The 22,468-nt window shown below is 69.8% G+C and carries 21 protein-coding genes, 1 other RNA gene and 1 riboswitch; of the genes, 15 read left to right on the plus strand and 7 right to left on the minus strand.

Annotated features, from left to right (window positions below):
• Position 1: 1 nt before the first annotated feature.
• Positions 2 to 1,156: a M20 aminoacylase family protein gene (locus tag RCF34_RS15975; RefSeq protein ID WP_308709047.1), complete on the plus strand. Its 1,155-nt coding sequence runs from the start codon at positions 2 to 4 to the stop codon at positions 1,154 to 1,156.
• A gap of 27 nt (positions 1,157 to 1,183) precedes the next feature.
• On the opposite strand, the gene RCF34_RS15980 is transcribed toward RCF34_RS15975, so the two are convergent.
• Together RCF34_RS15980 and RCF34_RS15985 are read right to left on the minus strand one after the other, a co-directional pair.
• Entirely contained in the window at positions 1,184 to 2,086 is a 903-nt protein-coding gene (locus RCF34_RS15980) for a LysR family transcriptional regulator (protein ID WP_308709048.1), read from the minus strand.
• Between the two features lie 273 nt (positions 2,087 to 2,359).
• A non-coding RNA gene (locus RCF34_RS15985) (sX9 sRNA) lies at positions 2,360 to 2,438 on the minus strand.
• Positions 2,439 to 2,576: 138 nt separating this feature from the next.
• Here RCF34_RS15985 and RCF34_RS15990 point away from each other — a divergent pair.
• The 4 genes from RCF34_RS15990 (at position 2,577) to RCF34_RS16005 (ending at position 7,548) form a co-directional block, all read left to right on the plus strand.
• Positions 2,577 to 3,902, plus strand: a complete 1,326-nt coding sequence (locus tag RCF34_RS15990; protein ID WP_308709049.1) for a DUF3100 domain-containing protein — start codon at positions 2,577 to 2,579, stop codon at positions 3,900 to 3,902.
• Positions 3,903 to 4,143: 241 nt separating this feature from the next.
• Positions 4,144 to 5,070, plus strand: coding sequence for a ribokinase (rbsK, locus tag RCF34_RS15995; RefSeq protein ID WP_308709050.1), 927 nt, complete (start codon positions 4,144 to 4,146; stop codon positions 5,068 to 5,070).
• Positions 5,071 to 5,117: 47 nt separating this feature from the next.
• A complete protein-coding gene (fucP, locus tag RCF34_RS16000) occupies positions 5,118 to 6,449 on the plus strand; it encodes an L-fucose:H+ symporter permease (RefSeq protein ID WP_308709051.1) in 1,332 nt (443 codons plus the stop codon).
• Positions 6,450 to 6,462: 13 nt separating this feature from the next.
• Positions 6,463 to 7,548: an aldose 1-epimerase family protein gene (locus RCF34_RS16005; RefSeq protein WP_308709052.1), complete on the plus strand. Its 1,086-nt coding sequence runs from the start codon at positions 6,463 to 6,465 to the stop codon at positions 7,546 to 7,548.
• Here RCF34_RS16005 and deoR read toward each other — a convergent pair.
• Positions 7,541 to 8,305 carry a DNA-binding transcriptional repressor DeoR gene (gene deoR / locus RCF34_RS16010; protein WP_308709053.1) on the minus strand — a complete coding sequence of 255 codons (765 nt, stop codon included), beginning with the start codon at positions 8,303 to 8,305 and terminating at the stop codon, positions 7,541 to 7,543. The two genes, RCF34_RS16005 and deoR, sit on opposite strands and share 8 nt — an antisense overlap.
• A 94-nt stretch (positions 8,306 to 8,399) precedes the next feature.
• Between deoR and deoC the strand changes: the two genes are divergently transcribed.
• On the plus strand, positions 8,400 to 9,077 hold the full coding sequence (gene deoC / locus RCF34_RS16015; RefSeq protein WP_308709054.1) for a deoxyribose-phosphate aldolase: 678 nt from the start codon (positions 8,400 to 8,402) through the stop codon (positions 9,075 to 9,077).
• A 99-nt stretch (positions 9,078 to 9,176) separates the two neighbouring features.
• Here the strand turns inward: deoC and cobM are convergent, their stop codons facing one another.
• From cobM to cbiE, 3 genes are read right to left on the minus strand one after another with little or no spacing between them, the layout of a single operon-like run.
• Positions 9,177 to 9,908: a precorrin-4 C(11)-methyltransferase gene (cobM, locus tag RCF34_RS16020; RefSeq protein WP_308709055.1), complete on the minus strand. Its 732-nt coding sequence runs from the start codon at positions 9,906 to 9,908 to the stop codon at positions 9,177 to 9,179.
• Positions 9,905 to 10,627 (minus strand): cobalt-precorrin-6A reductase, encoded by a 723-nt coding sequence (locus tag RCF34_RS16025; protein ID WP_308709056.1) that lies wholly within the window; start codon positions 10,625 to 10,627, stop codon positions 9,905 to 9,907. The genes cobM and RCF34_RS16025 overlap by 4 nt, the downstream gene beginning before the upstream one ends.
• Before the next feature lie 55 nt (positions 10,628 to 10,682).
• On the minus strand, positions 10,683 to 11,885 hold the full coding sequence (cbiE, locus tag RCF34_RS16030) for a precorrin-6y C5,15-methyltransferase (decarboxylating) subunit CbiE (protein WP_308709057.1): 1,203 nt from the start codon (positions 11,883 to 11,885) through the stop codon (positions 10,683 to 10,685).
• A 97-nt stretch (positions 11,886 to 11,982) separates the two neighbouring features.
• Here cbiE and cobG point away from each other — a divergent pair, with 97 nt between their 5' ends.
• The 7 genes from cobG to RCF34_RS16065 all read left to right on the plus strand — a co-directional run bounded on the left by cobG (position 11,983) and on the right by RCF34_RS16065 (position 19,423).
• Positions 11,983 to 13,269 carry a precorrin-3B synthase gene (gene cobG / locus RCF34_RS16035; protein WP_308709059.1) on the plus strand — a complete coding sequence of 429 codons (1,287 nt, stop codon included), beginning with the start codon at positions 11,983 to 11,985 and terminating at the stop codon, positions 13,267 to 13,269.
• On the plus strand, positions 13,262 to 13,888 hold the full coding sequence (locus tag RCF34_RS16040; protein WP_308709060.1) for a precorrin-8X methylmutase: 627 nt from the start codon (positions 13,262 to 13,264) through the stop codon (positions 13,886 to 13,888). Before cobG ends, RCF34_RS16040 begins: the two co-directional genes overlap by 8 nt.
• Positions 13,888 to 14,628, plus strand: a complete 741-nt coding sequence (locus RCF34_RS16045; RefSeq protein WP_308709061.1) for a precorrin-2 C(20)-methyltransferase — start codon at positions 13,888 to 13,890, stop codon at positions 14,626 to 14,628. The genes RCF34_RS16040 and RCF34_RS16045 overlap by 1 nt, the downstream gene beginning before the upstream one ends.
• Positions 14,616 to 16,286 carry a precorrin-3B C(17)-methyltransferase gene (gene cobJ, locus RCF34_RS16050; protein WP_308709062.1) on the plus strand — a complete coding sequence of 557 codons (1,671 nt, stop codon included), beginning with the start codon at positions 14,616 to 14,618 and terminating at the stop codon, positions 16,284 to 16,286. Before RCF34_RS16045 ends, cobJ begins: the two co-directional genes overlap by 13 nt.
• Positions 16,287 to 16,497: 211 nt before the next feature.
• Positions 16,498 to 16,561: riboswitch (cobalamin riboswitch) on the plus strand.
• 53 nt (positions 16,562 to 16,614) lie between these two features.
• Entirely contained in the window at positions 16,615 to 17,631 is a 1,017-nt protein-coding gene (locus RCF34_RS16055; RefSeq protein ID WP_308709063.1) for an ABC transporter substrate-binding protein, read from the plus strand.
• Complete coding sequence (locus RCF34_RS16060; RefSeq protein WP_017642949.1) at positions 17,628 to 18,662, plus strand: iron ABC transporter permease; 1,035 nt, start codon at positions 17,628 to 17,630, stop codon at positions 18,660 to 18,662. The genes RCF34_RS16055 and RCF34_RS16060 overlap by 4 nt, the downstream gene beginning before the upstream one ends.
• Entirely contained in the window at positions 18,659 to 19,423 is a 765-nt protein-coding gene (locus RCF34_RS16065) for an ABC transporter ATP-binding protein (RefSeq protein ID WP_308709064.1), read from the plus strand. Before RCF34_RS16060 ends, RCF34_RS16065 begins: the two co-directional genes overlap by 4 nt.
• On the opposite strand, the gene RCF34_RS16070 is transcribed toward RCF34_RS16065, so the two are convergent.
• The gene (locus tag RCF34_RS16070) at positions 19,408 to 19,926 is read right to left on the minus strand and encodes an Mpo1-like protein (protein ID WP_308709066.1); all 519 of its coding nucleotides are present in this window, start codon (positions 19,924 to 19,926) and stop codon (positions 19,408 to 19,410) included. The genes RCF34_RS16065 and RCF34_RS16070 overlap by 16 nt on opposite strands.
• A 142-nt stretch (positions 19,927 to 20,068) precedes the next feature.
• Between RCF34_RS16070 and RCF34_RS16075 the strand changes: the two genes are divergently transcribed.
• Both RCF34_RS16075 and RCF34_RS16080 read left to right on the plus strand, forming a co-directional pair.
• On the plus strand, positions 20,069 to 20,923 hold the full coding sequence (locus tag RCF34_RS16075; protein WP_017642952.1) for an IclR family transcriptional regulator C-terminal domain-containing protein: 855 nt from the start codon (positions 20,069 to 20,071) through the stop codon (positions 20,921 to 20,923).
• Positions 20,924 to 21,040: 117 nt separating this feature from the next.
• Positions 21,041 to 22,417 carry an MFS transporter gene (locus tag RCF34_RS16080; RefSeq protein ID WP_308709067.1) on the plus strand — a complete coding sequence of 459 codons (1,377 nt, stop codon included), beginning with the start codon at positions 21,041 to 21,043 and terminating at the stop codon, positions 22,415 to 22,417.
• Positions 22,418 to 22,468 lie beyond the last annotated feature (51 nt).

The following is a 22,468-nucleotide window of genomic DNA, read 5'->3' on the forward strand; positions in this document are numbered from 1 at the left end:
GATGACCATTCACCAAGCTCTGCTGGACGACGCCCGTCGCTGGCGTCGCGATTTCCACGCCCATCCGGAACTGGGTTTCGCCGAGCACCGCACCGCGGCGCGGGTGGCCGAATTGCTGGAAGGCTTCGGCCTGGAGGTCCATCGTGGCCTCGGTGGGACCGGTGTGGTCGGGGTGTTGCGCCACGGCGAGGGCCCGAGCCTGGGGCTGCGCGCCGACATGGACGCCCTGCCGATGCAGGAGGTGGGGGACGTCCCGCACCGATCCACCGCCGCCGGGCGCATGCACGCCTGCGGGCATGACGGCCACACCGCCATCCTGCTGGCCACGGCTCGCCATCTGAGTGAGCACCGCGACTTCCGCGGCACCCTCTATTTCGTCTTCCAGCCCGCCGAAGAGAATCTCGGCGGCGCGCAAAAGATGATCGAGGACGGCCTGTTCGAGCGCTTCCCCATGGACGCCCTCTACGGCCTGCACAACTGGCCGGGCTTGCCGGCCGGCCAGGTGGTGGTCAATCCGGGCGCCATGATGGCCTCGCTGGATACCTTCGCCATCACCCTGACCGGCAAGGGCTGCCACGCGGCCATGCCCGAGCGTGGCCGCGATCCCATCGTCGCCGCGGCGGACCTGATCCTGCAGCTGCAGACCATCGTCGCCCGACGGATCTCGCCCCTGGCGTCCGCGGTGGTCAGCGTGACCATGCTGGAAGCGGGGGAGGCGATCAACGTCATCCCCGAGGTGGCGCGGCTCCGCGGTACGGTGCGTTGCCTGGACGGCGCGGTGCGCGCCGAGGTGGAGCGGCTGATCGGCGAGATCGTCGCCCAGGCGCCGCTGGCTCAGGGGGTACGCGGCGAACTGGATTTCACCCGCGGCTATCCGGTGACCCAGAACCATCCCGAGCAGGCAGCGCGGGTGCGCCAGGCGGCGGTGACAGCCTTTGGCGCCGAGCGGGTCAGCGACGGTGTGCCACCGTCCATGGCCTCGGAAGACTTCGCCTTCATGCTGGCGGCGCGTCCGGGGGCCTATCTCTGGCTGGGTGTCGATGGTGAGCGACCCTCGGCGCCGCTGCACAATCCGGCCTACGACTTCAACGACGCCATCATCGAGCCGGCCGTGCGGCTGTGGGCGGAGTTGGTGCGCCAGGAGATGCCGGTCTAAGCCTCTTGCAGCGAGCGCCGCCGACGCTCAGCGAAAGGCGGTCATCTGCTGCACCAGGCTGGTCCGCAACTCGTCCGCGGCGCGGCCGAGCTTGCGGCCCAGGCGGGTCACCAGCTCGACGTGGGCGCGGGCGAAACCCGGATCGGCCAGGGGCAGGGCGCGCAAGGCGCCGCTGTCCAGTTCCTGGGTGGCAGCGAACAGCGGCAGCAGGGTCACGCCGCCCTGCTGGGCATAGTGCTTGAGCAGGGCGAAGGTGTTGCAGGTCAGGGTTGGCGCCAGGCGCTGGCCGGCGGCCTGCTCCACGGCGTCGAGCATCTGGCGGATGCCGTAGGAGATGTCCGGCACGGCCAGGCGATGCTGGCCGAGCTCCGCCAGGGTCACAGGGCCCTGGGTCGCGGCCAGCGGATGCTCCGGCGCCACCAGCGCATAGAGCGGCTGCCCGCGGCTGCCATGTACGCGCAGGTGCGGATCGCGCGGCGGATTGAACACCAGCCCCAGTTGCGCCTCGTCTTCCATCACCTGGCGGATCACCTCGTTGGTGCCCACCACGTTGACCCTGACCTCGATCTCCGGATGCCGCGCGGAAAAGTCGCCGAGGCTGCAGGACAGATCGCCGATGAAGCCCTCGCCGATGGCCAGCACCACGCGGCCGGTGCGCAGGCCCTGGAGATCGGAGATGGCATCGCGCAGGCCGTCGAGCTGGGTCTGGCGCTGGCGGAAATAGTCCAGCACCAGGCGCCCGGCCTCGGTCGGCGTGATGCCGCGGCGGTGGCGCTCGATGAGGTCGACGCCCAGCTCTGCCTCGACCTGGGCGATCTGCCGGCTGACCGCAGACGGGGCGATATCCAGGGCATCGGCAGCGGCGCGCACGCTCCCCAGGCGCACCGCTTCGACGAAATAATGCAAGCGCTGTTCGTGAATTCCACGCATCCGTGTGTTCTCTTAAAGGCAACGGAAAAGGCCATTTCCAGTATTGGAGAGAGAACAGGCCGCTGTCCATACTCGGGCCAAGACCACGGCCGCCCCGGCCTGGCCGAGGCCCTCGACGCAGAGCCCTGGAACGAAGGAAAGCCTCACGCGAGACACTGTCAGCGCGTGGCTTTCACTCTCCGGTAAGCCCTGCTTGCGACCTCTGCCAGAGCCCCAGAGCGACCGGGTCGTGCTCCCTTGCGGAGCCCTTTTCTGCCCAGCGGGCCTAAGAGCGGCTAACAAAACGTAGCGAGCGGTTGTCAGGCGGGTGCGCGCGGCGCGCAGGAATCGGACCGGGCTCGCGCACGAGCGTACGAGCGGTACATGAGGATTCCGAGCACTGCACGCGCCCGTCTGGCGGACGCGCAGTAGTTTTGTTGGTCGCTCTGAGCCGCTCGCGACTGCCAACCAGACCAACAAACGAGCCCGCGAGCGGGCCGCAGGGGGAAGAATGAGTGCCCATCCGACTCTGGCCGTCGGCCAGGACCGCGCTGTCAGCGATACCGTGAAACTCTACATCTGGGCCGCCGTGGTGCTGGTGATCGCCGAGCTGATCGGCTCCCTCACCATACCGCTGGGGCCGGGCAAGGTGGTGCTGCTGCCGATGATCTGGGCGCTCTTGCTGGGTGCGGCGGTGGGGCAGGTCGGCAAGCGCATGCCGCTGGGTCTGGGTATCGATCGCGGCGCCCAGGTGCGCTCGGCGGCCATCCTGCAATACACCTTGCTGGTGTTCATCGCCAAGCTCGGCCTGGTGGTGGGGGGCTCGCTGCCCACGGTGATCGCCGCCGGCTGGGCACTGGCCTTCCAGGAGCTGGGCCATTTCGTCGGCACCATCCTGCTCGGCCTGCCGGTGGCCCTGCTGCTGGGCATCAAGCGCGAGGCCATCGGTGCCACCTTCTCGGTAGGGCGCGAGCCGAGCCTGGCGATCATCGGCGAACGCTATGGCATGGATTCCCCGGAAGGTCGCGGCGTGCTCGCCGAGTACCTGACCGGCACCCTGTTCGGCGCGGTGTTCATGGCCATCGTGGCCGGCTTCATCGCCAGCCTGAACATCTTCCACCCCTATTCCCTGGCCATGGGCGCCGGCCTGGGCTCGGGCAGCATCATGGCCGCCGCGGCCGGTGCCATCGCCGCCCAGCAGACGCCCGAGGTGGCCAAGGAGGTCATGGCCCTGGCCGCTGCCGCCAACCTCATTACCCTGACCCTGGGCACCTATTTCACCCTGTTCATCTCCCTGCCGCTGGCGGTCTGGGGCTACCGGGTGATGGAGCCGCGCATCGGGCGTACCACCAGGGCCTCCTTCCAGCAGAGTTCGGTGGATGCCGCGGTGGTGGACGAACCCGTGGAGCTGGGCTGGTCGGCACGTTTCAGCGCCTGGCTGGCCTCGGGCGCCCTAGCGCTGCTGGCGACCCTGGTGATGAGCAAGACGCTGCCACCGGCTGCTTTCCTGGGGGTCGCGGTGATGATCCTGGCGGCCTTCGTCGGCGAGCTGCTCTGCCAGCTGTTCCGCCGCAAGGTGCCGGCGGTGTGCTGGGTATCGCTGGTGGCCATGTTCCTGACCTCGCCCTGGTGCCCGCTGGCGCCGCAGATCACCGCCGCCCACAACGCGGTCGGCATCATGGCGCTGATCACCCCCATGCTGGCCTTCGCCGGCCTGTCCATCGCCAAGGACATCCCGGCCTTCCGTCGCCTCGGCTGGCGCATCGTGGTGGTTTCGCTGATCGCCGGCTTCGGCACCTTCATCGGCGCGGCCTTCATCGCCGAAGTGTTTCACTGATCCTCTCCGCGCGCACCGGGTCCCCGGTGCGCCGCGTCCCGCTGCCGTATCGCTCCGCCGTCTGATCGCTCCGTTCCCCGCATTTCGTGTCGCAGCTCCCAGCCTCGAGCCCTGGACGCCCGCTGTCGTCCGTGGACGATCACCGGCGCTTGAGCTGTGCCCCGAGTTGCAGTATCTATGATGGAAAATTAACAAAAACCGTTAATTTAATAACATCAAGAAAGGCGGAGGCGCGCTCGGCATGGGCAAAATCGCGGTCATCGGCAGCAACATGGTCGACCTCATCACCTACATCGAGCGTCTACCCGTGCAGGGCGAGACGCTGGAAGCCCCGGACTTCGCCCTCGGCTGTGGCGGCAAGGGCGCCAACCAGGCGGTCGCCGCGGCCAAGCTGGGCAGCGAGGTGCTGATGGTGACCAAGGTGGGCGACGACCTCTTCGCCGACAACACCCTGGCCAACTTCCGCCGCTTCGGCATCGACACCCGTCACGTGACCCGCGCGCCGGGTCGCTCCAGCGGGGTGGCGCCGATCTTCGTCCAGCCCGACTCGCACAACAGCATCCTCATCGTGAAGGGCGCCAACGCCGCCCTCGGCCCGGCCGACATCCAGGCCGCGGAAGCCGACCTGCGCGACTGCGCGCTGATCGTGCTGCAGCTGGAGATCGCGCTGGAGACGGTCTACGCGGCCATCGACTGCGGCCAGCGCCTGGGTATCCCGGTGCTGCTCAATCCGGCGCCGGCGGTGGCCGACCTGAGCGCCGCGCACCTCGCCCGGCTGGACTATTTCGTTCCCAACGAGACCGAGCTGGCCCTGGTCAGCGGCCTGCCGGTGCAGGATCGCGAGAGCGCCTTCGCCGCCGCGCGAGTGCTGGCCGGTCGCGGCATCCGTCACGTGGTGGTCACCTTGGGCGCCCAGGGCGCGCTGTACGTGGGCGAGGAGGGCGAATTCAGCCTGCCGGGCCAGCGGGTGGCGGCCCTCGACACCACTGGCGCTGGCGATGCCTTCATCGGCTGCTTCGCCCATGGCCGCGTCCAGGGGCTGGGCCTGCGTGAGGCCATGCAGCGGGCGGTGGCCTATTCGGCGTTGTCGGTCACCGGGCGCGGCACCCAGACCTCCTATCCCGAGGCTGCGGTCTTCGAAGACTACCTCGCTTCCCTGGATCTCTGACCCACGCGCGGCGATCCCCCACCCTGGCATCCCTACGGAGAACAACAATGAGCCAGTCACCCCTGCGGCCCAGCGCCGACGGCTACTACCTGAACCGCACCCCGTGGTTCGCCTTCATCCTGCTGTGCTGCATCTTCGCGCTCTGGGCCGCCGCGGCGAGCATGAACGACGTGCTCATCGCCCACTTCAAGAAGGCCTTCCTGCTCAGTGACTTCCAGACCGCCTTCGTCCAGTCGGCCTTCTATCTCGGCTATTTCTTCCTGGCCCTGCCAGCGGCACTGATGGTGCGGCGCTTCAGCTACAAGACGACCATCCTCTTCGGCCTGTTCCTCTACATGGTCGGCTGCCTGCTGTTCTTTCCGGCCGCGTCCATGGCCAAGTACGGCATGTTCCTGCTGGCACTGTTCGTGATCGCCGCCGGGCTGTCCTTCCTGGAAACCGCCTGCAACACCTACTCGACCCTGCTGGGGCCGCGCGAGACCGGCACCCGCCGGTTGAACATCTCCCAGACCTTCCACCCCTTCGGCGCCATGACCGGCGTCTACGTGGGCAGCTTCGTGATGTTCAAGGACGGCGACGCCAGCCAGGCGCAGCTGCTGCAGATGAATCCTGCCGAGGCCGCCGCCCAGCAGCTGCAGATGATCCAGGCCACCCTGACGCCCTACCAGTGGATGATCGGCGTGCTGGTGCTGATCTTCGTGCTGATCGCCTGTACCCGCTATCCGTCCTGCAAGGGCAACGATGCCGTGCGCAGCGAAAACGACGGTATCGCCGCCAGCCTCGGGCGGCTGCGGCGCAATCCGCGCTTCGTCTTTGGCGTGCTGGCGCAGTTCCTCTACGTCGGCGCCCAGGTCGGCGTCTGGAGCTTCACCATCCGCCTGGCCATGCAGCTCGGCGGCATGAACGAGCGCAGCGCCTCCTGGTTCCTGCTCACCACCTTCGCCGCCTATTTCGTCGGCAAGCTGATCGCCAACCTGCTGATGCGCCGCTGGCATCCGGCCAAGGTGCTGGGCGTCTACGGCGTGCTGTGCATCGCCCTGCTGGCCTACACCATCCTGGTGCCCAACATCACCGCGGTATACGCCGCCGTCGGCGTGAGCATCTTCCTCGGCCCCTGTTGGCCGACCATCTATGGCCTGACCGTCGACGGCATCGGCCGGGACACCGAGTTCGGCGGTTCGCTGCTGGTGATGAGCATCGTCGGTGGCGGGGTGATCCCGATCTTCCAGGGCCTGCTGTCGGACTACACCGGTGGCAACATGCAGCTGGCCTATTCGGTGCCGCTGCTGTGCTTCACGGTGATCGTCGCCTACGCCCTCTACTGCCTGCGTCATCCGGCCAGCGAGCGGCTGCCGGTGGGCGCCGCCCAGGCTGCCTGAGGAGGGCGCCCGCATGTCCATACGCCTTCCACTGCACCTTGAGCAATTCACCGCGTGCGAACGCACCCTGCTCGCCAGCGACGCCTTCCAGGTGCGCGCCTGGACCTATCCTTCCGGGGTGCGCGCCCTGGCGCTGGAGAATCGTCGCGGCCGGCTGGTGGTGCTGCCCTACCAGGGACAGATGGTCTGGGACGCTACCTTCGACGGCTGCCGCCTGACCATGCCGGGGCTGTTCGACCAGCCGCGGCCGACCCGGCGGATCATCGAGACCTATGGCTGCTTCATGTTCCACGCCGGGGTGCTGCGCAACGGCTGCCCGGCACCGGAGGACAGCCACGAGCTGCACGGCGAGCTGCCCTGCGCGCCGCTGGACGAGGCCTGGCTGGAACTGGACCGTGATGCGCAGGGTGACTTCCTGCGCCTGGGCGGCCGCCATGACTACGCCATGGGTTTCGGCGATCGCTATCGCGCCCTGCCCCGCGTGACCCTGAGGCCGGACAGCGGCGTGTTCGAGCTGGGCCTGGAGCTGGAAAACCAGGCCGGCCAGCCCATGGACCTGATGTACATGGCGCACATGAATTATGCCTATGTGCCCGGCGGCCGCTTCCATGAGCCGCTGGGCGTGGCCCGCACCCGGGTACGCACCAGCGTGCCGGCCCATGTGCGGCCGACCGCCGACTGGCAGGCCTTCATCGCCGAGCTGGCCGAAGATTCGGAACGGCTGCGGGTGCTGGATGCGCCGGCGCGCTACCAGCCGGAGATCGTCAGCTTCATCGATGCGCCGGGTACCGACGCGGTGGGGGAGGCGCACTTCCTCCTGGAGCATCCGGGCGGCGCTGCCTTCTACACGGCCTATCGCCCGGAGGCCTTGCCCCATGCCACCCGCTGGGTGCTGCACAACCCCGATCAGCAGGTGGCGGCCTTCGTGCTGCCGGCGACCTGCGAGCCGGAGGGCTATCTGGCCGAGACCGCCAAGGGCCAGGTGCAGCAACTGCAACCGGGTGAACGGCGCACCTTCAGCGTGCGCACCGGCTACCTCGCCGCCGCCGAACGCGAGGCGCTGTTGGCGCGCCTGGCCGACCCGGCGCGGATCAGGTAAGCAGTTGCGCGCCGTTCGCCTCGATCCGCTCGCGATAGCTGCGCGGAATGCGCCCGTCGCTGACCACCCCGTCGAAGTCGTCGAGCGCCGCGAAATGCGCGGCGCGCACCACGTCGAACTTGGTATGGTCGACCAGCAGCAGCCGCTGCTGGGCCTGGCGCAGGACCTTCTGCTTGACCTCGACCTCGTTGAAGTTGAAGCAGGTGACGCCGAAGTCCGCGCTCACCCCGGCCGCCGAGACGAAGGCATGGGTGAGGCGCACGCCATCGAGTACCCCGGTCTCCAGGCGACTCTCGAAGATCTGGTTCTTGCGCTGGAAGGTCCCGCCGCAGACCACCAGGGTGCAGTTGGCCTTCTGCTGCAGCTTGACCAGCACATTGAGCGAGTGGCAGACGGCGGTGAATTCCAGGTCATCGGGAATGAAGTCCACCACGAAGGGCGTGGTGGTCCCGCAATCGAGGAAGACGGTATCACCGGCGCGGATCTGCGCCGCGGCCAGCCGACCGATGCGGCGCTTTTCCTCGACCTGGCGCAGGTCCTGTTCCACCACCTGGTAGCCGGGCGCCTCGCTGCCGCCGACATCGCGGGTGACATGACCGCCAAGCAGGCGCAGGCCGTCCGGCGGGAGCCGCAGGTCGCGTCTCAGGGTCATTTCCGAGACACCCAGCAGCTGGGCCATCTCGCGCAGGTGAATGGCGTGCTGGTCCTGCAGCGCCTGGTGCATCAGCTTGAGCCGAGCGGCTTTCTTGCTATCCATGAGGGGTGCGCTACGGGAGTCCGACTAGAGGTGCAGGCCGCACCAACCAAGAATTCTGATCCGATCATACGCTACCCGTGCCTGAGGAGGCCCCATGCAGCTTGAACCCGGCGAACTCGCCAAGACCATCGACCACACCCTGCTCGCCGCCGACGCCCGCCGCGCCCAGATCGACCGCCTGTGCCAGGAGGCGCGCACCCATGGCTTCTATTCGGTGTGCGTGAATTCCGCCCAGGTCCCCCATGCCGCGGCGCAACTGGCCGGCAGCGCGGTCAAGGTCTGCGCGGTGGTGGGCTTTCCGCTCGGCGCCGGGCTGAGCGCGGCCAAGGCCTTCGAGGCCGAGCAGGCCATCGCTGCCGGGGCGGGGGAGATCGACATGGTGCTCAACATCGGCTGGCTCAAGGATGGCCTGCTGGAAGAGGTGTCCGCCGACATCGCCGCGGTGCAGGCCGCCTGTGGTGCGGTACCGCTCAAGGTGATCCTGGAGACCGGTCTGCTCGACGAGGCCCAGAAGCGCCAGGCCTGCCGGATCTGTCGCGACCTCGGGGTCGCCTTCGTCAAGACCTCCACCGGTTTCGGCCACGGCGGCGCCACCCTGGAGGACGTGCGGCTGATGCGCCAGGAGGTGGGTCCGGAGATGGGCGTGAAGGCCTCCGGTGGTGTCCGCGACCGCGCCACCGCCCTGGCCATGCTGGAGGCCGGCGCGACCCGGTTGGGGACCAGCTCGGGCGTGGCCATCGTCAGCGGTGGCGAGGGTGGGGCGGGGTATTGAGGCAGGGTCGACGTAGGTTGGGTTGAGCGCAGCGAAGCCCAACGATGCCGCTTTGTGATGGGCTTCGGCGGTGGAGCCGCCTCAGCCCAACCTACGGGACTAGCCCGGCCCTTGCCGATACAGCTTGGAATCCTGGAAATCCCCCGGCGCCAGCACCTCGCCCACCAGGATCAGGGCGGTGCGGCGGAAATCCTTGTCCCGCGTCCGTTCGACGATGTCGGCCAGGGTGCCCCGGACGCTGTCCTGGTCCGGCCAGCTGGCGCGGTGGACGATGGCCACCGGGCAGCCGGGGCCGTAGTGCGGCAGGAGGTCGGCGACGATGCGTTCCAGCTGGCCGACGCCGAGGTGGATGGCCAGGGTCGCCCGGTGGCGGGCCAGGTCGGCCAGCGCCTCGCCTGCCGGCATGACCGTGCGACTGGCGTAGCGGGTGAGGATCACCGTCTGGCTGACCCCGGGCAGGGTCAGCTCGCAACCCAGCAGGGCGGCGCAGGCGGCGGTGGCGGTGACGCCGGGAACGATCTCATAGGGAATGCCCAGCGCCTGCAGACGGCGGATCTGCTCGCCGATGGCGCCATACAGCGAGGGATCGCCGGAATGCACCCGGGCCACGTCCTGGCCGCGGGCATGGGCCGCGGCCAGATGGCCGACGATGGCATCCAGGTCCAGGTGGGCGGTGTCGATCAGCGTCTCGGCCTGGTGGCCCTCCAGTACCGCGGGCGGTACCAGGGAGCCGGCATAGAGGATCACCGGGCACTGGCGGATCAGCCGCTGGCCCTTGACGGTGATGAGGTCGGGATCGCCGGGGCCGGCGCCGATGAAATGGACGGTCATGGGGTCTCCTCGGCCAGGGCGGCGAGCAATTCGGCGACGCTGGCGAATTCACGATCGACGCTGGGCAGGGTGGGGCGGCGCAGGATCAGCACCGGCAGGCCCCGCTCGCGGGCCACCTGGAGCTTGGGCTGGGTGGCGGCGCTGCCACTGTTCTTGCTGATCAGCACATCGAAGTCGCCCTGGGCGAAGAGCACGCGCTCGGCCTCCAGGGCGAAGGGGCCGCGGTCGGCGATGATCCGCACCCGGGCGTTGACGGGATGGGCGTCGAGCAGGCGCAGGGTCCAGAACTGCCCGGCGGGAATCTCCTGCAGATGTTCCAGGGGTTCGCGACCCAGGGTGAAGAAGGGCCGGGCGAAGGACGCCAGCGCGGTCTGCAGCTCGGCCCAGTCGGCCACCTCGCGCCAGTCGTCGTCGGGTCCGGCCTGCCAGCCGGAGCGGCGCAGCGCCCAGCAGGGAATGCCGGCCTGGACCGCAGCCCGCGCGGCGTTGTGGCTGATCCGCGCCGCATAGGGGTGGGTGGCGTCCAGCAGCAGCTCGATGCCTTCAGTGTGGAGAAAGGCAGCCAGCCCTGCGGAGCCGCCGTAGCCACCGACCCGCACCTGGCAGGGCAGGTCCTGGGGCACCCGACCGAGACCGGCCAGGCTGTAGATAGCCTCTGCCGGCAGCGTCCGGGCGATGGCCAGGGCCTCGGTGGTACCGCCGAGCAGGAGGATCTTCATGGGAATGCTTCCGTCAGGACGCCGTGGGTATCGTCAAGCAAGGCGCGACCAGCATTCACGGCTTCACCACCTCCAGCAAGGTGATGGGCAGCGCCGCACGCCAGGTGTCGAAGGTGCCCAGCGCCTGGGCCTGGGCCACCTGCAGGCGGGTCAGGTCGCCACCGTGGCGTTCGCGAAAGGCCACCAGGGTGGCTTCGGTCTGCAGGGTCACGGCGTTCGCGACCAGCCGGCCGCCGGAGCGCAGCGCGGCCCAGCAGCTGTCCAGCACTCCCGGCGCGGTGAGGCCGCCGCCGATGAAGATGGCGTCCGGGGTGGCCAGACCGGCCAGCGCCTCCGGTGCCTGGCCGGCCACCAGTTGCAGCGTCGGGGCACCGAGGTGGTCACGGTTGTGGAGGATATGGGCCTGGCGTCCGGCGTCGGCCTCGATGGCCAGCACCCGGCAACTGGGATGGCTGCGCGCCCATTCGATGCCGATGGAGCCGCAGCCGGCGCCCACGTCCCACAGCAGTTCGCCCGGGCGCGGCGCCAGGCGTGCCAGGGTCACGGCGCGTACGTCTCGCTTGGTCAGCTGGCCGTCGTGGCGATAGGCGCTGTCCGGCAGGCCGGGGGTGAGCGGCAGACCCGCTTCGCTGGTCTCGCTCAGGACGTCGATGGCGACCAGATTGAGCGCCGCTGCCTCGGCCAGCGACCAGTCCTGGGCGCGACCGGAAACACGGCGTTCCAGGGGGCCGCCCAGATGCTCCAGCACCTGCAGCTGGCTGGCACCAAAGCCCTGTTCCACCAGCAGCGCGGCCAGGGCGGCGGGGCTGTGGCCATCGTTGCTCAGCACCAGCAGGCGGGCGCCAGGATGCAGATGGCGCACGACGGCGGCCAGGGGCCGGGCCACCACCGACAGCAGGGTGACGTCCTGCAGCGGCCAGCCCAGGCGAGCCGCGGCCAGGGAGTAGGAGGAGGGCGCCGGCAACACCTGCAATTCGTCGGCCGACAACTGGCGCGAAAGGCTCGCGCCGACGCCGAACAGCATGGGATCGCCGCTGGCCAGCACGCAGACCGGGGTGCCGCGACGGTCCAGCACGGGGGCGAGGGCGAAGGGTTGCGGCCAGGGCTCGCGGACGGCGCGGATGCAGGGTGGCAGCAGCGCCAGCTGGCGTGGACCGCCAATGACGACCTGCGCCTCCAATAGGGCGCGACGGGCGCTTTTGCCCAGGCCGGGGTAACCGTCTTCGCCGATACCCACCACGGTCAGCCAGGGGATCATGAACAAACCTCATCGAACGTCAGCCGACCGGCCGTTTTCAAGGGGTCGGGCAAAGCGGGCATAATAACGTCTTTCCCGTTCAGCCCGACCTTCCGCCGTGAATCCTCCGTCTCCTTCCGCCCTCGTCCCGCGGCCTTCGGCCTGTCCGGGTCTGCTGCGCATCGTGCCCGCGCGCGATGGCGGCCTGTGCCGGGTGAAGTTGCCAGGCGGCCGGTTGACGGCCGCCCAGGCACGGGCCATCGCCACCGCCAGCGAGCGTTGGGCGAGCGGGGTGCTGGAGCTGACCAACAGAGCCAACCTGCAACTGCGCGGCGTGCGCCCGGATGGCGCCGACGCCCTGGTGGCCGAGCTGCAGGCCGCCGGTCTCGGCCCCAGCGATCCCGCCGCCGACGACGTGCGCAATCTGCTGCTCAGCCCCGCGGCGGGGCACGATCCGCAGCAGCTGCGCGACGTCCGCCCCCTGGCCGCCGGATTGCTCGCACTGCTGGAAGGCGATCGTCGACTGCATGGCCTGTCGCCCAAGTTCGCCCTGCAACTGGACGGCGGCGAAGCCCTGGCGCGGCTCGATCATCCCCATGACGTCTGGCTGTCGGCTCGCCCTGCAGGCTATGCGCTCGGTCTCGCCGGCACGCCGCTGGACGTACCGGTTGGGCTGATCGCTCCAGGCCGTGAGGTGGCGACCGTCGCGCGACTGCTGCATCGCTTCCTCGACCTGGCCGGTCCCGAGCAGGGCCGCATGCGCCAGCTGCTGGCGCAGCGTCCGGTCGCGGAGCTGCTGGCCGGCCTGGATCTGCTGCCGCCTCCAGCGACCCTCCGCGCCCCCGCGCACGGCGCGCTGCGCCTGGGTCGCCATTTCCAGCGGCAGCCGGGCCGCTGCTGGATCGGCGCCCAGCCCGCCCTCGGGCGGCTGTCGGCGGCGAGCCTGGCCGCGGTCGCCGACCTGGCCGAGCGACTGGGCAATGGCGACCTGCACCTCACCCCGTGGCAGGGCCTGCTGCTGCCGGACGTGCCGGTCGGCCAGGCACCCGAGCTACTCACCGCCCTGGCTGCCCTGGAGCTGACCACCGATCCCGCCGCGCCCCTGGCCCGGCTGGTCGCCTGTACCGGCAGCGCGGGCTGCGCCAAGGGCCAGGCCGACACCAAGGGCGATGCCCTGCGCCTGGCCGAGCGGCTGCCCGCGGACGTCGAGGTGCACCTCTCCGGCTGCCCGCGCAGTTGCGCCCTGGCCGGCCAGGCGCCCCACACCCTGCTGGCGGTGGCCCCCGGTCGCTATGACCTCTTCGTGCGCGACGCCACCCAGCCCGGGCCGGGCCGGCGGCGCGCCACCCACCTTTCTCTCGACGAGGCCGCCGCCTGGCTGGCCCGGAGCCCTAGTGATGCTTGAATACGAACGCGACGGCCAGGCGATCTATCGCCAATCCTTCGCCACCATCCGCGCCGAGGCCGATCTCTCGGCCATCCCCGCCGATCTGGAAAAGCTCGCCGTGCGGGTGATCCACGCCTGTGGCATGGTCGACGTGGTCCAGGACCTGGCCTTTTCCCCGGGTGCCGGCGCGGCCGGTCGCGCGGCCCTGGCGGCCGGCGCGCCCATCCTCTGCGATGCGCGCATGGTCGCCGAGGGCGTCACCCGCACCCGGTTGCCAGCCGACAACCCGGTGATCTGCACCCTGCACGACGAGGGCATCCGCGAGCTGGCCGTGGCCCAGGGCAACACCCGCTCGGCGGTGGCCCTGGAGCGCTGGCGACCGCATCTGGCCGGCAGCGTGGTGGTGATCGGCAACGCCCCCACCGCGCTGTTCTATCTGCTGGAAATGCTCGACGCCGGGGCGCCCAGGCCGGCGCTGATCCTCGGCATGCCGGTGGGCTTCGTTGGCGCCATGGAGTCCAAGGATGCCCTGGCCGCCGACAGTCGTGGCGTGCCCTATGTCATCGTCCGCGGCCGGCGGGGCGGCAGCGCGATGGCCGCCGCGGCGGTCAATGCCCTGGCCACGGAGGTGGAGTGATGGCGGGCCGCCTGCTCGGCCTGGGCGTCGGCCCCGGCGATCCGGAACTCATCACCCTGAAGGCCCTGCGCCTGCTGCAGGGCGCGCCGGTGGTGGCCTATTTCGTCGCCAAGGCCAAGGCCAGCGCGGGCCAGGGCGGCAATGCCTATGGCGTCATCGAGGGCTATCTGCTGGACGGCCAGCAGCGCCTGCCGCTGGTCTATCCGGTGACCACCGAGAAGCTGGCGCCGCCGCTGTCCTACGAGACGGTGATCGCCGACTTCTACGACACCGCCGCCGCCCAGGTGGCCGACCATCTGGACGCCGGTCGCGACGTGGCGGTGATCTGCGAGGGCGATCCCTTCTTCTACGGCTCCTACATGTACCTGCACGACCGCCTGGCCGAGCGCTACGAAGCCCAGGTGGTGCCGGGGGTCTGCTCCATGCTCGGCGGCGTGGCCATGCTCGGCCTGCCGCTGGTCTATCGCAACCAGACCCTCACGGTGCTCTCCGGGGTGCTCTCCGCGGAGGAACTCAAGGCGCGCCTGGCCAGCGCCGACGCCGCCGTGGTGATGAAGCTCGGGCGCAACTTCGAGAAGGTGCGCCAGGTGCTGCGTGAGCTGGGCCTGGACGAGCGTGCCCGCTATATCGAGCGCGCCACCATGGACAACCAGCGCATCGTCGCGCTGGACGCCGTCGACCCCATGGCCTCGCCGTATTTCTCGCTGGTGGTGGTGCCGGGGGTGAAATGGAAGGGTTGAGCCCGGCCATCGTCATCCTCGGTCCCGGTGCCCTGGCCACTGCCCGCCGCTTGCAGGGCGGCCTGCCGGGCAGCCTGGTGCACGGCCTGGCCGGGCGGGTCGAAGGCGATGTCAGCTACAGCGCCTTTGGCGACCACCTGCGTGACCTCTATCGGCAACAGCGCCCGCTGCTGGTGCTCTGCGCCGCCGGCATCGTCATCCGCAGCCTGGCCCCGCTGCTGGACGACAAGACCGCCGAGCCGCCGGTAGTGGCGGTGGCCGAAGATGGCAGCGCCGTGGTGCCGCTGTTGGGCGGCCTGGCCGGCGCCAATCGCCTGGCCCGTCGGCTGGGTACGCTGCTGGACGTGGCCCCGGCCATCACCACCAGCGGCGAACTGAGATTCGGCACCTGCCTGCTTGATCCACCGGCCGGCTATGCGCTGGCCGACGTCGACGTGGCCAAGCACCGGGTGGCCGATCTGCTGGCCGGCGCCCCGGTGCGCATCGAGGGCGAGGCGTCCTGGCTGGATGAGGTACCCCTGGCCCGCGATCCCGAGGCGCGGCAACGCATCCTGGTCTCGCCCATGACCAGCGCCGACGACCACACCCTCCTGATCCATCCCCGCGCCGTGCTGGTGGCGGTGCGCGCCGATGCCGCCGCCGCCGCCGTGACCGCGCTGCTCGCCAGCACCGGCTATGCGCCGGGTGCCGTGGCGGTGCTGCTGGCGCGGGCGGAAGACATGGCCGCGCCCGGCCTCGCCGAGCTGAGCCAGACGCTGGCCGTACCCCTGAGATTCGTCGACACCCGCACCCCGGACTTCGCCCGGGCGACGGTGGCGCGGGCCCAGGCCCAGGGCCTCGCCCTGCACCTGCATGACCGGCCACTGGACGCCGAGGACCTCGGCCAGCGGCGTGGGCGTCTCAGCGTGGTGGGTCTCGGCCCCGGCGCGGTCGAGCTCATGGCACCCGTGGTGCGCCGCGCCCTGGACCAGGCCCAGGACGTGCTCGGCTACGCCACCTACGTGCAGATGGCCGGCCCCTTGCGCCCGGATCAGCTGGCTCATGCCAGCGACAATCGCGAGGAGTTGCAGCGTGCCCGCCACGCCTTCGAACTGGCCGCCAGCGGCCGCCAGGTGGTCATGGTCTCGTCCGGCGATCCGGGCGTCTTCGCCATGGCCGCTGCGGTGCTGGAGGTGCTGGAAGGCGCCGCTGACCCGCGCTGGGCCGCGGTGGAGCTGGAGATCCTGCCGGGCATCACCGCGGCCATGGCCAGCGCCGCCCTGGCCGGGGCACCGCTGGGCCACGACTTCTGCCTGATCTCCCTGTCCGACAACCTCAAGCCCTGGGCGGTGATCGAGCAGCGCCTGCGCCAGGCCGCGGCGGCGGACCTGGCCATGGCCTTCTACAATCCCATCTCCAAGGCCCGGCCGCATCAGCTGGATCGGGCGCTGGACGTCTTGCGCAGCTGCCGTTCGGCGAACACCCCGGTGATCCTCGGTCGCGACGTCGGCCGTCCCGGTGGCGGTCTCGAATACACCAGCCTCGGCGCCCTGCGCAGCGAGATGGTGGATTCGCGCACCCTGGTGATCCTCGGCTCCAGCCATACCCGACGCTTTCCGCGGGCCGACGGCGGCGAATGGGTCTATACGCCGCGCTGGTACGACCCAGGGTTGTTATAAAGTAACATTTGGTGCTTGAATCCTGGTCGCCGCTGGCTCACCCTCGGCGACCCCTTAGAACCTGTTCACGATCTCGCGAGCTAGAGCTAAACAAGGCGAAAATGGCTGAGGAAGCGGAGTTTACGAGTGGTAAATGAGCATTCCGAAGCCATTTTCAACGCTGTTTGGCCGACGCGCAGCAGATCGTGGACAGGTTCTTAAATCCCTTGGCGGGAAGCCGGTGAGAGTCCGGCGCGGTCGCGCCACTGTGAGCTTCGCGAGAAGCGAGCCAGACCTTGCCAGGGGACATCCATCATCCACAAGGGACGCGTCATCCCGAGGAGAGTCCATGTTTCGCCGTCTTCTGCCGTTGCTCAGCGCCGGCCTGCTGTTCGTTTCCCCCCTCGCCACCCAGGCGGCCAGCGCCTATCCGCTGACCGTGCACAACTGCGGTCGCGAGCTGGTCTTCGAGCGCGCGCCCCAGCGCCTGGTCAGCCTCGGCCAGGCCAGCACCGAGTTGCTCTTGCGTCTGGGCGTGAGCGCGCGACTGGTGGGCACCGGGGTCTGGTTCGGCGGCTTGCCCGTGGATCTGCAGGAGGCGGGCAAGGGCATCCCACGGCTGGCCGACAACGCCCCCAGCTTCGAGGCCGTGGTCGGCACCCGACCGGACCTGGTGGCGGCCCAGTACACCTATCACGTCGGCCCCGGCGGCGAGGTGGCGGACTTCCCGCGCTTCGCCAAGCTCGGCATCGCCACCTATGTGGCGCCCAGCGATTGCGAAGGCAAGGCGGTTACCGCCGATTCCAACAGCGATGGCAGCCGCAGCGCCCCCTTCGACATGCAGCTGGTGACCCGTGAAGCCCGGGAGCTGGCCGCCATCCTCGATGTGCAACCGGCCGGCGAGCGCCTGGTCGCCGACCTGGACCGCCGCATCGCCGCCGCCGGTAGGCAGGCCAAGGCGGCCGAGGTCCAGGGCCGCTCGGTGCTGTTCTGGTTTTCCAGCCCCCGTCTGGAAGGGGATCCCTGGGTGGCCGGCAAGCTCGGCGCGCCGGCCTGGATCGCCCGTGCCCTGGGCCTGCGCAACGTGGTCGACAGCGCCGAAGAGTGGCCGGCGGTGAGCTGGGAGCGCATCGCCAGCCTGGACCCGGACTATATCGTGGTGGCGCGCATGGACCGCCGCCTCTATCCCGCCGATGACGTGGACAAGAAGCTGGCCTTCCTGCGCAGTGACCCCCTGACCCGCGAATTGCGCGCGGTGCGTGAGAACCACCTGCTGGTGGTGGACGCCCCGACCCTCAATCCCTCGCTGCGGGTGGTGGACAGCGTCGAGACCCTGGCCGCCGACCTGGCCAAGTCGCAACCATGAGCCTGCCCCTGGCAGCCGAGGGGGCCCGGCCCTGGCGCTGGCTGCTGGGCCTGGCCGCCGTGCTGGCGCTGGCGGCGAGCGTGGTGCTGGCGGCGTCCTTCGGCGAGATGCCCATCGCGCCCCTGACCAGTCTGCAGGCCATCGCCAATGGCCTGGGCCTGGGGCCCTATCCGGTGGAGCGCATCGTCCAGGGCATCGTCTGGGAATACCGTCTCAGTCGCGCCCTGGTGGCGGCCTGCTGCGGTGCGGGCCTGGCGGTCTCCGGCGCCATCCTCCAGGCGCTGCTGCGCAACGCCCTGGCCGAACCCTATGTGCTGGGGCTGTCGGCGGGCGCCTCCACCGGCGCGGTGCTGGTGATGCTGCTGGGCGTCGGGGGCGGGGTGCTCGGCGTGTCCCTTGGCGCCTTTCTCGGCGCGGTGCTGGCTTTCGCCGTGGTACTGCCCTTTCTCGGCAGCGGCGGCAGCACCCGCATCATCCTCGCCGGGGTGGCCGCCTCCCAGCTGTTCAATGCCCTGACCGCTTATATCGTCGCCACCGCGGCCAATGCCGAGCAGGCCCGCAGCGTGATGTTCTGGCTGCTCGGCAGCCTGGCCGGGGTGCGCTGGCCGGATGTCTGGCTGGCCGCCGGGGTGGTCCTCGCCGGCCTGCTGGTGTGCCTGGCCTGTGCCCGGGCGCTGGATGCCTTCGCCTTTGGCGAAGACGCCGCCGCCAGCCTCGGCGTGGCGGTGGGACCACTGCGCCTGCTGCTGCTGGCCGTCACCGGCCTGATCACCGCCTGCCTGGTCAGCCTGGTGGGCGCGGTGGGCTTCGTCGGCCTGGTGATCCCCCATGTGGCGCGCTTTCTGGTCGGTCCCGGGCATGGCCGGCTGCTGCCCACCTGCGCCCTGATCGGCGCGCTGTTCATGGTGCTGGCCGACATCGTCGCCCGCACCCTGGTGGCCAAGCAGACCCTGCCCATCGGCGTGGTCACCGCCCTGGTCGGTGCCCCGGCCTTCGCCTTCATCCTCTATCGCGCACGGGAGGTCCGATGAGCCTCGCCGCGCGCGACGTCGCCTGGAGCGCCGGCGGCCAGCCGATCCTCGCCGGGGTGACCCTCGAGGTCCCGCCCGGCGGGGTGCTCGGGCTGCTCGGCCCCAATGGTTCGGGCAAATCCAGTCTGCTGCGGCTGCTGGCCGGGCTGCGCCGGCCGGAGCAGGGCAGGGTCAGCCTCGACGCGACGCCGCTGGCCGTGCTGCGCCGGCGCGACCTGGCGCGCCGGGTCGCCCTGGTGGAGCAGCAGGCCGGTACCGAGGCCGATCTGTCGGTGGCCGAGGTGGTGCGTCTCGGGCGCACGCCCCATCGCGGCCTGCTCGATGCCTGGAGCGTCCGCGACGCCGAGGTCTGCCAGCGCGCCCTGGCCCAGGTCGGCCTGGTGGACAAGGCCGCGCGGCGCTGGCACAGCCTCTCCGGTGGCGAGCGCCAGCGCGCCCAGATCGCCCGCGCCCTGGCCCAGGAGCCCAGCGAACTCTTGCTGGACGAACCCACCAACCACCTCGATATCCAGCACCAGCTGGAGATCCTCGACCTGGTCCGCCGCCTCCCGGCGACCTGCGTGCTGGCCATCCACGATCTCAATCTGGCCGCGCTGTTCTGCGACCGCCTGGCGGTGCTGCGCGACGGTCGCCTGGTCGCCGAAGGCGCTCCGGCCGAGGTGCTGACGGCCGCGCTGATCCATCAGGTCTGGGGGGTGAGGGCGCAGGTGACGCTGGACGGCCCCGACGGTCGGCCGACGATTCGCTATCGGCTGGGCTGACGGCGCCGCACCGGGCCGGCTCTCTCGTCGATCACCCGCTTCAGCGCCGGGCGTCCGCCCAGCAGGAAGACCAGTTCCGCGACGATGAACAGTGGACCGATGGCCAGGCCGGCGATGTCGTCGAGAAAGGCGGGCTTGCGTCCTTCGTAGTGGTGGCCCACGAACTGGATGGCCCAGCCGACCAGGAACAGACCCAGCCCCCAGCCCAGCCAGACGCCCGTGGTCCGGGCCGCCAGCGCGGCACCCAGCCAGAGGGCAAGACCGAGCAGGACGCCCATCAGCAGCCCCAGCGGCCGATCCAGGCGCAGGTAGAAGACCGCCACCGCCCCGGCCAAAGGTACCGCGGGCGACAGCGGCCAGCCGACCAAAGTAAAGGTCGGACGCGACAGCAGGATGGCCACCGCCAGGACGATCAGCAGGATGCCGGGAAAGTGGCTGGCGATGTTGCGCGGATCGCGGTGGTAGCTCGCGTATTGGCTGAGATGATCTTCCAGGGTTTTCATCGGCAGGCATCCAGGCGGCTGGGCGTGACACTTCAGCATGATCCGGATAAGCGCTCGCGTCTGCGGCGGCGAGCAGAAATGCGATTGCGATAATCGCCCACTCGCTCGATAATCGATCAAAAGCCTGCCGAGGACCGGTCCGATGGACGATAACCGCACCGCTCACGCCACGGGCCTGCCGCCACTGGCGGCGCCGCCCATCATCGCCTCGCCGGCCAAGCGCATCGAAGCCTTCACCGGCGACCCCAACTTCATGACCTCCCTGGCCCGCGGCCTGGCGGTCATCCATGCCTTCCAGGAGCGCAAGCGCCAGCTGACCATCGCCCAGATCAGCCATCGCACCGAGATCCCGCGCGCCGCGGTGCGCCGCTGCCTGCATACCCTGATGAAGCTGGGCTACGTCACCACCGATGGCCGCACCTATTCGCTGCTGCCCAAGGTGCTGACCCTGGGGCATGCCTACCTGTCGTCGACGCCGCTGGCGGTCACCGCCCAGCCAGTGCTCGACCGCCTCAGCGAACAGCTGCACGAAGCCTGTTCCATGGCCACCCTGGAAGGCGACGAGATCCTCTACATCGCCCGCTCGGCCACACCGCAGCGGCTGATCTCGGTGGACCTCAGCGTCGGCAGCCGGCTGCCGGCCTATTGCACCTCCATGGGCCGCATCCTGCTCGCCGCCCTGGACGATGCCGCCCTGCACGACTACCTGGAACACGCCGACCTGCAGGCCAAGACCAGCCGCACCCTCTATCAGCCGCCAGCGCTCATCGAGTGCCTGGGCCAGGTGCGCCAGCAGGGCTACGTCATCGTCGACCAGGAGCTGGAAGTAGGGCTGAGATCCCTGGCGGTGCCCCTGAGAGACGCTGCCGGTCAGGTGCTGGCGTCGCTCAACGTCGGCACCCACGCCAGTCGGGTCAGTCGCCAGGAGCTGGAGACGCGCTTCCTGCCGGTGCTGCTGGCGGCCAGCCAGGAATTGAGCACCCGGCTGTTTCATTAGCGAATCTGGTCGATTATCGGCCATATCGCCGATAATCGAATTGTCAGCTGTTCGAGGTGGGCTTAACGTCGGCGCAGTGGCGCAATCCGCCGATAACAACAACACGAGCAGACCACCATGACGCAAACCCTCGCGGGCGCCGTGCCCCTGGCCGATTCTTCGGCCACGGCGACAGCCGGCACCCTGGACGTCCAGCACTTCATCAATCGCCAGGCGCTGTCCGCCTACCAGTGGCGCATCGTCGCCCTGTGCTTTCTCATCGTCTTTCTCGACGGCCTCGACACCGCGGCCATGGGCTTCATCGCCCCGGCGCTGTCGGTGGAATGGGGCATCCCGCGGGCCAGCCTGGGCCCGGTGATGAGCGCCGCGCTGGGCGGTATGGTCTTTGGCGCCCTGGGTTCCGGGCCGCTGGCCGATCGCTTCGGTCGCAAGGGCGTGCTGGTGGTCGCCACCTTCATCTTCGGCGGCTTCAGCCTGCTGTCGGCCTTCAGCGCCAACCTCGAACAGCTGGTGATCCTGAGATTCCTCACCGGGCTGGGCCTGGGTGCGGCCATGCCCAACGCCACCACGCTGCTCTCGGAATACACCCCCGAGCGCCTCAAGTCGCTGCTGGTGACCAGCATGTTCTGCGGGTTCAACCTGGGCATGGCCGGCGGCGGCTTCGTCTCGGCCTGGATGATCCCGGCCTACGGCTGGCACAGCCTGCTGGTGCTGGGCGGCGTGCTGCCCCTGGCGCTGGCCGTGGTGCTGCTGCTCTGGCTGCCGGAATCGGCGCGCTATCTGGTGGTGCACGGCAAGCGCGCCGAACGCATCCGCCGGGTGCTGGCGCCCATCGGTCGCGAGGCCGCCGAGGCGCGACACTTCGTGGTGCCCGAGCAGCAGTCGGTCAAGACCGGCAACGTCTTCGCGGTGATCTTCAACCGCAACTACAGCGCCGGCACCCTGCTGCTGTGGCTGACCTATTTCATGGGCCTGGTGATCGTCTATCTGCTCACCAGCTGGCTGCCGACGCTGATGCGCGACGCCGGCGCCAGCCTGGAGCAGGCTGCCCTGATCGGCGCGCTGTTCCAGTTCGGCGGGGTGCTCAGCGCGGTGTTCGTCGGCTGGGCCATGGACAGATTCAATCCGCACAAGGTGATCGGCCTGTTCTACGTCCTGGCGGGCGTCTTCGCCTATTGCGTGGGCCAGAGCCTGGGCCAGGTCGCCCTGGTCGCTACCCTGGTGCTGGTGGCCGGCATGTGCATCAACGGCGCCCAGTCGGCCATGCCGTCGCTGGCGGCACGCTACTACCCCACCCATGGCCGCGCCACCGGGGTGTCCTGGATGCTCGGCATCGGCCGCTTCGGCGCCATCACCGGCGCCTGGATGGGCGCGACCCTGCTGGGTCTGGGCTGGACCTTCACCCAGGTGCTCACCGCGCTGCTCCTGCCGGCGGGTCTCGCCGCCCTGGCGGTGCTGATCAAGGGCGTGGTCAGTCATGCCGATGCGACCTAGCGTCGACGGCTTCCCCTTTGCCGGTGGCGGGCGCTAGGCGCAGGCGCTGCC

The organism is Pseudomonas sp. 102515 (genome assembly GCF_031085165.1).
Taxonomy (GTDB): Bacteria; Pseudomonadota; Gammaproteobacteria; order Pseudomonadales; family Pseudomonadaceae; genus Chryseomonas.

Bases quoted from the DNA above. Each gene is read 5' to 3' on its own strand.
- cbiE (WP_308709057.1), bottom strand. From the start codon at position 11,885: ATGATCCCCTGGCTGACCGTGGTGGGTATCGGCGAAGACGGTTACCCC.
- cobJ (WP_308709062.1), top strand. From the start codon at position 14,616: ATGGAAGGGTTGAGCCCGGCCATCGTCATCCTCGGTCCCGGTGCCCTG.
- deoR (WP_308709053.1), bottom strand. From the start codon at position 8,305: ATGGATAGCAAGAAAGCCGCTCGGCTCAAGCTGATGCACCAGGCGCTG.
- RCF34_RS15990 (WP_308709049.1), top strand. From the start codon at position 2,577: ATGAGTGCCCATCCGACTCTGGCCGTCGGCCAGGACCGCGCTGTCAGC.
- RCF34_RS16075 (WP_017642952.1), top strand. From the start codon at position 20,069: ATGGACGATAACCGCACCGCTCACGCCACGGGCCTGCCGCCACTGGCG.
- RCF34_RS16065 (WP_308709064.1), top strand. From the start codon at position 18,659: ATGAGCCTCGCCGCGCGCGACGTCGCCTGGAGCGCCGGCGGCCAGCCG.
- deoC (WP_308709054.1), top strand. From the start codon at position 8,400: ATGCAGCTTGAACCCGGCGAACTCGCCAAGACCATCGACCACACCCTG.
- RCF34_RS16080 (WP_308709067.1), top strand. From the start codon at position 21,041: ATGACGCAAACCCTCGCGGGCGCCGTGCCCCTGGCCGATTCTTCGGCC.
- RCF34_RS16060 (WP_017642949.1), top strand. From the start codon at position 17,628: ATGAGCCTGCCCCTGGCAGCCGAGGGGGCCCGGCCCTGGCGCTGGCTG.
- cobM (WP_308709055.1), bottom strand. From the start codon at position 9,908: ATGACCGTCCATTTCATCGGCGCCGGCCCCGGCGATCCCGACCTCATC.
- RCF34_RS15975 (WP_308709047.1), top strand. From the start codon at position 2: ATGACCATTCACCAAGCTCTGCTGGACGACGCCCGTCGCTGGCGTCGC.
- RCF34_RS16070 (WP_308709066.1), bottom strand. From the start codon at position 19,926: ATGAAAACCCTGGAAGATCATCTCAGCCAATACGCGAGCTACCACCGC.
- RCF34_RS16055 (WP_308709063.1), top strand. From the start codon at position 16,615: ATGTTTCGCCGTCTTCTGCCGTTGCTCAGCGCCGGCCTGCTGTTCGTT.
- RCF34_RS16040 (WP_308709060.1), top strand. From the start codon at position 13,262: ATGCTTGAATACGAACGCGACGGCCAGGCGATCTATCGCCAATCCTTC.
- RCF34_RS16025 (WP_308709056.1), bottom strand. From the start codon at position 10,627: ATGAAGATCCTCCTGCTCGGCGGTACCACCGAGGCCCTGGCCATCGCC.
- RCF34_RS16005 (WP_308709052.1), top strand. From the start codon at position 6,463: ATGTCCATACGCCTTCCACTGCACCTTGAGCAATTCACCGCGTGCGAA.
- RCF34_RS16045 (WP_308709061.1), top strand. From the start codon at position 13,888: ATGGCGGGCCGCCTGCTCGGCCTGGGCGTCGGCCCCGGCGATCCGGAA.
- fucP (WP_308709051.1), top strand. From the start codon at position 5,118: ATGAGCCAGTCACCCCTGCGGCCCAGCGCCGACGGCTACTACCTGAAC.
- RCF34_RS15980 (WP_308709048.1), bottom strand. From the start codon at position 2,086: ATGCGTGGAATTCACGAACAGCGCTTGCATTATTTCGTCGAAGCGGTG.
- rbsK (WP_308709050.1), top strand. From the start codon at position 4,144: ATGGGCAAAATCGCGGTCATCGGCAGCAACATGGTCGACCTCATCACC.